Genomic DNA, 6,070 nt, shown 5'->3' on the forward strand with positions numbered 1-6,070 from the left:
ACCAATCGATGAGCGGGCACAGCAGAGTGTTCTGGCAACATGACTGACGGTGTCACCACGATGCAGCATCAGCATGGCGGTGAGCCGCCGGGCGTGGTTTTTGTCCTTTGTTTTATGGATAGTTTTCTGCATCAGGCGTCGTTCGGTTCTGGGTATTGGTGCTATGATCGACATTGCTCAGTCCGGCTGGTGATTTGGGATATTCAGCGATTGATCAGATCGCATAAACCGGACTGAGTTCCCTCTAAGTGATCTACTATTCCGAGCAGTTATTTAGTCATGAATAAGGTCGTAACTCCGTGGCGATGCAACATATTCTTAAGCCTGGACATTGGTTAGTAGTCACCGCACTGCTGACGCTTAACGGTTGTGCGTTGGTGCCACGCACGCCACTGGTGCAAGGAGCGACTACGGCTCAGCCGTTGCCCTCTGCGCCACCTGTGGTAAATGGGTCCATTTTTCAGGGTGTTGCGCCGCTCAACTACGGCTATCAGCCGCTGTTTGAAGATCGCCGCCCACGTAATATCGGCGATACGCTGACTATCACCTTGCAGGAAAACGTCAGTGCCAGCAAAAGTTCGACCTCGAATGCCAGCCGTAACGGCAGCGGCAGTCTGGGTATCACTGCAGTGCCTACCGGTTTAGAAGGTTTGGCCGGCGCAACGGGCGAAAAAGCCAACTTTGCGGCGGGTGGCAAAAATGATTTCGCAGGCAAAGGTGGGGCATCTGCCAACAACACCTTTACCGGCACCATCACCGTCACGGTGGATCAGGTTCTCTCGAACGGCAACCTGCACGTGGTCGGAGAAAAACAAATTGAGATCAACCAGGGCACCGAGTTTATTCGTTTCTCGGGCGTGGTTAACCCACGCACCATCAGTGCGAGTAACGCCGTGTTGTCTACAGCCGTGGCCGATGCACGTATTGAGTACGTCGGAAATGGTTATATTAATGAAGCCCAAAATATGGGCTGGTTGCAGCGCTTCTTCCTGAATATCTCGCCGTTCTAAGAGGTTGCAATGAAAAAGCTAACATTATGGCGTGTCGGTCTGGGATTACTGTTAGGCGTAAGCCTGATGGCGCGTGCCGATCTGATCCGCGACTTAACCACCGTACAGGGTGTGCGTGATAACCAACTGCTGGGTTATGGCCTTGTCGTGGGCCTGGACGGAACAGGCGATCAGACAACGCAGACGCCGTTCACGACCCAAACCGTCAGCAACATGCTGTCGCAACTGGGCATTACCGTGCCGCCGGGCACCAACATGCAGCTCAAAAACGTCGCCGCCGTGATGGTTACCGCCAGGCTGCCTTCGTTTGCCCGCCAGGGCCAGACGCTGGATGTCGTGGTGTCGTCCATGGGTAACGCGAAAAGCCTGCGCGGCGGCACGCTGTTAATGACGCCACTGAAAGGCGTGGATAACCAGGTTTATGCGCTGGCCCAGGGTAACATTCTGGTCGGCGGCGCGGGCGCCGCAGCAGGCGGCAGCAGCGTTCAGGTCAACCAGCTTAACGGTGGACGGATAACCGATGGGGCAACGGTTGAACGTGAACTGCAGAGCAACTTTGGTTCGCAGAATACGATTAACCTGCAGCTGAACACCGAAGATTTCTCCATGGCGCAACGAATTGCTGATGCGATCAACGCCCGTGGCGGATACGGTTCGGCCCAGCCGCTGGACGCCCGTACGGTCCAGGTCCGCGTGTCTCCGAATAATGGTGCGCAGGTTCGTTTACTGGCAGAGATTCAGAACATTGATGTCTCCGTGCCGGTTGAGGATGCCAAAGTCATCATTAACTCACGCACCGGGTCTGTTGTGATGAATCGTGAAGTGAAACTGAACACCTGTGCGGTCGCTCAGGGCAACCTGTCTGTCACGGTCAATCAGCAGCAAAACGTGAGTCAGCCGAACACGCCGCTGGCGGGTGGACAGACTGTCGCTACTACCAATACGCAGATCGATCTGCGTCAGAGCGGCGGTGCGTTGCAACGGGTTAACTCCAGCGCCAACCTGAACAGCGTGGTGCGTGCGCTGAATGCGCTGGGTGCATCGCCTATCGAACTGATGTCTATTTTGCAGTCAATGCAGAGCGCGGGTTGCCTGCGCGCAAAACTGGAAATTATCTGATGAACGATACGCAATCGCTGATGAATGCGGCTTTTGACAGCCGCTCGTTGAACGACCTGAAACGCGATGTCACTGCCGATCCCAAAGGGAAAGCACTGCAGGTCGCGCAGCAGGTTGAAGGGATGTTTGTTCAGATGATGCTGAAGAGTATGCGTGAAGCGTTACCGCAGGACGGCATTCTCAGCAATGAACAGACCAAGCTTTTCACGTCAATGTACGATCAGCAGATTGCGCAGGACATCGGTAAACGTGGCCTGGGCCTGGCGGATATCATCGTTAAACAGATGGAACCCGCCAAAGCCCCGGACGAGCGCGCCGGTACGGTGCCGATGAAGCTGGATAACAGCTTCATCATGAGCACCAGCGGCGCCACGCCGCTGGTGCAAATGGTGCGCAAAGCTATGCCGCGCCTGCCCGCGCCTTCGCCCACCGGCCTGCCGAGCGACAGTCGTGACTTTATTGCCCAACTGACTCAGCCCGCTCAGGCCGCCAGTCAGCAGAGTGGTATCCCTCATCACCTGATTCTGGCGCAGGCTGCACTGGAGTCAGGCTGGGGGCAACGTCAAATCCTGACCCGTGATGGAAAGCCGAGTTATAACGTCTTTGGCATCAAAGCCAGCGGGAACTGGAAAGGCGAAACGACCGATATCATGACCACAGAATATGAGCACGGTGAAGCTAAAAAGGTGCGTGCGACATTCCGGGTTTACAGTTCTTATTTCGAAGCGTTAAACGACTACGTCAAACTGCTTTCAAATAACCCACGTTATGCGGCTGTCACCAATGCACAGAGCGCGGAGCAGGGCGCCCAGGCATTGCAGGCTGCGGGCTATGCCACCGATCCGAAATATGCGCAAAAACTAATGGGAATGATTCAGCAATTCAAGAGCATGGGTGAAAAAGTGGTGAAAGCTTATAGCCAGGATTTAAGCACATTGTTCTGAGAATTGTGCCTCAAGTTTCACTTAAGCATGCCGATAATAGCAGCAAGAGCCAGGCGCGCCAGCGCACGCTGGCGACCACACTGATGACAGCGACCCGTGTAGCGGGGAATGTAAGGAACCCAGATGTCCAGCATAATTAACTCCGCAATGAGCGGGCTCAGTGCCGCACAGGCCGCCTTAAGCACCACCAGTAATAACATCAGCAATTACACCGTTGCCGGCTATTCACGTCAGACGACGATTCTGGCAGAAGCCAACAGTACCCTGCAGGGAAAAAGTTATTACGGTAACGGGGTTAACGTAACCGGTGTTCAGCGTGAATACGACAGTTTTATCGCAGCGCAGCTGCGTGGGTCTTCAGCCACCTACAATGCGGCAAATACGCAGTATTCGCAGGTCTCCAATATCGACGATCTGATGTCAACCTCGACAACGAGTCTGTCGAGTGCGATTCAGGGCTTCTTTAGCAACATGCAGAACGTGGTCAGTAATGCTAACGATCCCGCAGCGCGTCAGTCTATGCTCAGCAACTCCCAGGGGCTGGTCAATCAGTTTCAGACCCAGGCGCAATATCTGACCAACCTGCAAAACAGCGTCAATACGGACGTTGCGGCCAATGTGGATCAGATCAACACGTTTACCAGTCAGATTGCGAACCTCAATCAGCAAATCGCGAAACTCACTACGGGTAACGGTGCGGTGCCGAATGACTTACTGGACCAACGCGACCAGCTCGTCAACGGACTAAATAATATTGTCGGTGTGACGGTGTCACAACAGGATGGTAGTTATACCGTTTCGATGGCTAACGGCACCTCATTAGTTAACGGCTATCAGACAACCAAAATGGTTGCCATGCCATCAAACAGTGATATTACCCGTACAACAATTGGTTATGTGGATGCACAGGCCGGTAATGTACAGATTCCGGAATCCTCTGTAACAACAGGTTCTCTGGGCGGCCTTCTTAGCTTCCGCTCTCAGGATTTAGACCTTGCTCAAAACCAATTGGGACAGCTTGCGGCCGCTTTTACGACCAGTTTTAACACCGTGCACAAGCAGGGATTCGATAGCAATGGTGATCAGGGCGTCGACTTCTTTACTATTGGCGGCCCAACTGTTCAGGGCAACAGTAAAAACACCTCATCTGCAACGATGACTGCAGCATGGAGCAATGCCAGTGCTCTGCAGGCATCGAATTACACCGTCAGTTATGACGGAACAAACTGGTCAGCTACGCGTTTGTCAGACAATGCCAAAACGACCCTGACGCCCACCACCTCGGGCGGCGTGACGACGCTCAGCCTGGACGGGATGAGTCTGACGGTCAACGGTACGCCGAATGCCAAAGACAGCTTCCTGGTGAAGCCGGTTCAGAACGCTATTACTAACATGTCAGTGGCGATTACCAGCGGCTCGCAGATTGCGGCGGCGGCGGCACCAGGCGGTGAAAGTGATAACCGCAATGCCCAAAATTTACTGGCGCTACAGGATGCCAAAATCGTCAACGGTAATTCTACGTTGTCCCAGGCCTATGGCGCGATGGTGAGTACCGTTGGTAACAAAACACAGGCCCTGAAAACGGCCAGTACAACGCAGCAGAACGTAGTGACGCAGTTAACAAACCGTCAGCAGTCTGTCTCCGGCGTTAACCTGGACGAAGAGTATGCGAACCTGACCAAATACCAGCAATATTACATGGCGAATGCGCAGGTTTTAAAAGCGGCCAGCACCGTTTTTGACGCCCTGCTTAGCATTAACTAAGAGCAGAGGACATCATGCGACTCAGTACAAATATGATTTTTGACCAGCAGGTTCGCGGCGTAAGTGATGCGCAATCCTCTTGGTTGAGTGCGGGCAAACAGCTGTCTACCGGATACAGAGTGTCTAACCCGTCTGACGATCCGATCGCCGCTTCCCGTGCCGTGGTGTTATCGCAAACTCAGGCGCAGGCAAGCCAGTATGCGGTTGCCCGTACCTTCGCCGACCAGGGCTTATCCCTGGAAGAAAACACGCTGGACGGTGTGACAAACAGCATTATGAGCGCGCAGTCGATGATTGTGGCCGCCTCAAACGGCTCATTGAGCGACGATGACCGCGCCTCGTATGCAACGCAGCTGGAAGGGGTGCGTGCGCAGTTACTGAACCAGGTCAACAGCAAAGACGCCAACGGGCGTTATATCTTTGCCGGCTATAAAACTGATACACCACCGTTTGTGGATGGTGCCGGCGGTGTGACCTATCAGGGCGGAACCGACGCGATTACGCAAAAAGTCGATACGGACCGTACGATGACGATCGGTCATACCGGTAACAGCATCGTAATGTCGATCACCAGCAACGCGGTGAAAGAACCGAACGGTGGCACCAGTGAAACGAATTTATTCAATATGCTGGACAGTGCTATCAGTGCGCTAAAAGTGCCCCAGAATGGCGCGGATGATGCCACCAAAGCGACCTTTTCAGCGGCAATGGATAAAACCAACCGTGGTCTGAGCAACTCGCTTAACAACGTGCTCAGCGTGCGTTCCGAGATCGGAACACAGCTGAAAGAGCTGGATACGTTGAATGCGCAGGGTGACGATCGCAAAGTGATTTATGACTCGCAGATGAGTAGCCTGGTGGATGTGGATTACACCCAGGCGATTTCAAGCTACACCATGCAACAACAGGCGCTGCAGGCTTCTTATAAGACCTTCACTGATATGTCTCAGATGTCATTGTTCCAGTTAAATTCATAAAAATTTTAGGCGTACTTTAACCGGGTGCGCTTAGTTTTTCCCATCGTCCTACAGGGACGGTGGTAAGCGTCGCATTCAGACCGTATTGACGTTCAGGCAGAGGGAAGCTCGACCTTCCATGGCAGCAGATCGCGGACCCGGTTCACCGGCCAGTCCTGTATATGACCGATGACGTAACGCAACCACGTCTCGGGGTCAACGCCGTTAAGCCGGCAGGTGACGATCAGAGAGTAGAGGATCGCCGCACGTTCTCCGC

General features: G+C 53.7%; 6 protein-coding genes and 1 pseudogene. 5 read left to right on the forward strand and 2 right to left on the reverse strand.

Going from position 1 to position 6,070, the window contains the following annotated elements:
- Positions 1–174, reverse strand: a pseudogene (locus F7Q90_RS24335) (IS630 family transposase); the annotation flags it as partial.
- 131 nt (positions 175–305) lie between these two features.
- Here F7Q90_RS24335 and F7Q90_RS24340 point away from each other — a divergent pair.
- The 5 genes from F7Q90_RS24340 (at position 306) to flgL (ending at position 5,814) form a co-directional block, all read left to right on the forward strand.
- Entirely contained in the window at positions 306–1,010 is a 705-nt protein-coding gene (locus tag F7Q90_RS24340) for a flagellar basal body L-ring protein FlgH (RefSeq protein WP_170317968.1), read from the forward strand.
- A gap of 9 nt (positions 1,011–1,019) precedes the next feature.
- Positions 1,020–2,129, forward strand: a complete 1,110-nt coding sequence (locus F7Q90_RS24345) for a flagellar basal body P-ring protein FlgI (RefSeq protein WP_006118822.1) — start codon at positions 1,020–1,022, stop codon at positions 2,127–2,129.
- Positions 2,129–3,073, forward strand: coding sequence for a flagellar assembly peptidoglycan hydrolase FlgJ (flgJ, locus tag F7Q90_RS24350; RefSeq protein ID WP_006118823.1), 945 nt, complete (start codon positions 2,129–2,131; stop codon positions 3,071–3,073). Before F7Q90_RS24345 ends, flgJ begins: the two co-directional genes overlap by 1 nt.
- Before the next feature lie 123 nt (positions 3,074–3,196).
- Complete coding sequence (gene flgK, locus F7Q90_RS24355; RefSeq protein WP_006118824.1) at positions 3,197–4,837, forward strand: flagellar hook-associated protein FlgK; 1,641 nt, start codon at positions 3,197–3,199, stop codon at positions 4,835–4,837.
- A gap of 14 nt (positions 4,838–4,851) precedes the next feature.
- Positions 4,852–5,814, forward strand: coding sequence for a flagellar hook-associated protein FlgL (gene flgL / locus F7Q90_RS24360; protein ID WP_006118825.1), 963 nt, complete (start codon positions 4,852–4,854; stop codon positions 5,812–5,814).
- Between the two features lie 92 nt (positions 5,815–5,906).
- Here the strand turns inward: flgL and F7Q90_RS24365 are convergent.
- Positions 5,907–6,070 (reverse strand): transposase domain-containing protein (locus F7Q90_RS24365; protein WP_151161046.1); only part of this gene is annotated, 164 nt, incomplete at its 5' end.

Origin of the sequence: Pantoea stewartii subsp. stewartii (assembly GCF_008801695.1) — a bacterium.
Lineage (GTDB): Bacteria > Pseudomonadota > Gammaproteobacteria > Enterobacterales > Enterobacteriaceae > Pantoea > Pantoea stewartii.